Origin of the sequence: Kocuria sp. CPCC 205260, assembly GCF_040981045.1 — a bacterium.
GTDB classification, from domain to species: domain Bacteria; phylum Actinomycetota; class Actinomycetes; order Actinomycetales; family Micrococcaceae; genus Kocuria; species Kocuria palustris.
Genome location: NZ_JAVKPT010000036.1, coordinates 1 through 752, shown reverse-complemented (window position 1 = coordinate 752; position 752 = coordinate 1). Strand labels below are relative to the sequence as shown.

Annotated in this window: 1 rRNA gene; it reads right to left on the bottom strand. The window is 60.5% G+C overall.

What is annotated here, in order from left to right:
- Positions 1 to 476 (bottom strand): 23S ribosomal RNA (locus RF645_RS12995); the annotation flags it as partial.
- Between the last annotated feature and the right edge of the window lie 276 nt (positions 477 to 752).

The window sequence follows — 752 nt, the reverse complement described above, 5'->3', positions numbered from 1 at the left end:
TTTCTCGGGCCCCGTGCTACTTGGGTACGCGTTCCGTGCGGCAGCAACGATTTCGTCTACGGGACTCTCACCCTCTCCGGTCCGGCACTCACACCGGTTCGACTATCGCCCTGCACTCACACGCCCGGGCCGGCAGACCCGGGACGACACGCCCCACGACCCCGATGATGCAACCCCTGCCGGGTATCACACACCATCGGTTTGGCCTCTTCCGCGTTCGCTCGCCACTACTGACGGAATCACTGTTGTTTTCTCTTCCTGTGGGTACTGAGATGTTTCACTTCCCCACGTTCCCTCCACACACCCTATGAATTCAGGTGCGGGTCACCACGCATAACACGCGGCGGGGTTTCCCCATTCGGAGACCCTCGGATCACAGCTCGTTTATCAGCTCCCCGAGGCTTATCGCAGATTACCGCGTCCTTCATCGGCTCCTGATGCCAAGGCATCCACCGTGCGCCCTTAAAAACTTGCCACATGATCACAGAACACACCGATACCACCACCACCACACCCCACAAGGAGGCACAGCAGCGGTATCTCGGCGATCAATCACGAACACGGCACCACAACCCACCAGACACACCCCCACCTCTTACGAGAAGAGGGAGACGCCCGGCCGCTTGCGGCACCTGTTCTTAAGATGCTCGCGTCCACTATACAGTTCTCAAACAACAACCCGCACACCCTGCACACTGGTGGGCGAGGGCCCCCGAAAGGGACCACGACCACCGGCAGGACGCCGGGAACCC